The sequence below is a fragment of the Variovorax sp. 20P10.2.4 genome (assembly GCF_058244205.1).
Window position 1 is genome coordinate 1 of the sequence record NZ_JBZAYE010000930.1, and the last position, 2,193, is coordinate 2,193.

3 protein-coding genes are annotated in these 2,193 nt (G+C 70.9%); all 3 read right to left on the minus strand.

Annotated features, from left to right (window positions below; all coding sequences use genetic code 11):
- A partial coding sequence (locus AC27VN_RS39550) for an alpha/beta fold hydrolase (protein ID WP_490880226.1) occupies positions 1–285 on the minus strand: 285 nt, incomplete at its 3' end.
- Positions 282–1,511 (minus strand): MFS transporter, encoded by a 1,230-nt coding sequence (locus AC27VN_RS39555; RefSeq protein WP_490880227.1) that lies wholly within the window; start codon positions 1,509–1,511, stop codon positions 282–284. The genes AC27VN_RS39550 and AC27VN_RS39555, both read right to left, overlap by 4 nt.
- Positions 1,508–1,933 (minus strand): carboxymuconolactone decarboxylase family protein, encoded by a 426-nt coding sequence (locus AC27VN_RS39560; protein WP_398500960.1) that lies wholly within the window; start codon positions 1,931–1,933, stop codon positions 1,508–1,510. The genes AC27VN_RS39555 and AC27VN_RS39560 overlap by 4 nt, the downstream gene beginning before the upstream one ends.
- Between the last annotated feature and the right edge of the window lie 260 nt (positions 1,934–2,193).

The window sequence follows — 2,193 nt, forward strand, 5'->3', positions numbered from 1 at the left end:
CGCCTGCGCCGTCATGCCGCCCATCGACAGGCCGACGAAGTGCACCGGCTCGCCGCCGGCCTCGCGCTGGATCAGCTCGGCCGCGTCCTGCGCCAGCGTCTCGATGCGCAGCGCGCACGGCACGCGCTCGGAGGCGCCGTGGTTGCGGTGGTCGTAGCGCAGCACGGTGTGGGCGCGCGCGAGCTGCGCGGCCACGCCGTCCCACATGCGGAGGTCGCAGCCGAGCGCATGGCTCAGCACGACGATCGGGCCATTGCCTTCGCGGACGAGGTTCAGACGGGTCATGGTGCGGGTTCCTTCGAGAGGGGATGAAGACGGGGGAGCCAGAAGAAGGCGATGGCCAGCAGCGAGCAGGCGGCGGCGACCATGGGGATCACCATCGGCCACGCGCCGTTCGAATAGTCGGCGTCGACGAACAGCGCGGCGAACTGCCCGACGCAGAAGGCGACCATCATCATGCCGAAGCCCGACCACGAGACGGCGCGGCCCGCGAGCTGCGGCAGGTCGCCCACCGCGCCGGCCTGGCCGCAGGGCTGGTGGATGCCGTGGCCCAGGCAATAGACCGCGTGGCCCGCTAGCAGCGGCACGGCGCTCAGCGGCGCGAGCCAGCAGCCCAGCGCCTGGATCGTGGCGCCCGCCATGCTCAGCGAGGCGCCCAGTTGCACGGTGCGCACCGGCCCGTGGCGGCGCAGCAGTCGCCGGCACATGGTGGTGCTGAAGATGTAGACCAGCGAGCCGCCGGCCGGGATCCAGCCATACCAGGCCGGCGACCAGCCCAGATAACCGATGTAGACCATCGGCGACAGCAGCAGGAAGCAGAACAGCCCGCCATAGGTCGAGGCCGCCACCGAGGCCCAGGCGCGGAAGGCACGGCTCGCGAACACCACGCGCGTGCTGCCGCGCGGCGCCGAGGGCGTGTCGACGAAGGTCGGCCGGGTCTCGCCGAAGGAGCGCCAGCACAGCGCGAACAGCACCAGCGCATAGAGCGCCATCGCGCCCATCACCCAGCGCCAGCCCGCGCCCTGCACCAGCCAGGCGCCGAGCAGCGGCGCCACCAGCCCGACCACGCCCAGCCCCGTGAGTCCGCGCGCCATGACGTGCGGGCCCTCGTGGGCCGGATAGAGATCGCGCACCGCGGCGCGCGCGCAGACCAGGATCGCCGCCATCGAGAAACCCTGCAAGGTGCGCCAGCCGGCCAGCATGAACACGCTACCCGCGAAGGCGCCGCCGAGCGCGGCCAGCGCATAGCAGCCCAGGCCCGCCAACAGCACCGGCCGGCGCCCGAAGCGGTCGGCCAGCGGTCCGCACAGCAGTTGCGCGAAGCCGAAGGCCAGCACGAACAGCGTGAGGCTGGTGCTGGCCGAACCGAGTTCCCTGGCGATCGCGGGCAGTGCCGGCAGGTAGCTGTCGGTGGCCACCGGCTGGGCCGCGAGCAGCAACGGCAGCAGCAGCGCGAAGCCGGCGTGCCAGCGGCCCTTCAGGTTTGCTGGTGGTCCTTGCGGCGCGCTCACTGCGCCGCCGCAGGCAGCAGGCCCTTCTCGCGCAGGATGCCGGTGGCGATGCCGAAGGCGTGGTTGGCGACCGGCACGCCGCAGTAGATGGCGGCCATCATGATCACTTCCTTGATGTCCTCGGGCGTGAGCCGCGACTCGGGCGGACCGTCGAGCGCCGCGCGCACGTGCATCGCGAATTCCTCGTAGGCGTGGATGCCGAGCATCATCGACAACACCATGTAGCGGCGCGTCTTGTCGCCCAGCGCTGGGCGGCCCCAGATGTCGTTCCACGCATGGCGCGTGATCAGCTCCTGGAACTCGGCATTGAAGCCGTTGCGGTTGGCCAGCGAGCGGTCGACCCAGGCGTCGCCGAGCACGCGGCGGCGGTTGAGCAGGCCCGATTCGTAGCCGTCGGCGGGGGTGTCGGAAGAGGAAGTCATGTCAGGGAATCCTTGTTCGTGTGTTCTTGCAAATCTCACAAGGTGTGAAGAAACCGTAGCGAGCGCCCCGAGGTCGCGCCGAGGACCGCAGCCGTACTCCGTACGGTGAGGACCGCAGGTGCGAGATCGGGGCGCGCAGTAGGTTTATTCACACCTTGTCAGGTGGCCGGCAGCCGCGCGCGCAGTGCCTTCACCTCGGCCAGCGCGATCTCGCCGGCGCGCACGGCCAGCGCGGGATCGAACCATTCGTCGGCCGCGTC

Excerpts from the sequence above, each read along its gene's own strand:
- AC27VN_RS39560 (WP_398500960.1), bottom strand. The coding sequence starts at position 1,933 with ATGACTTCCTCTTCCGACACCCCCGCCGACGGCTACGAATCGGGCCTG.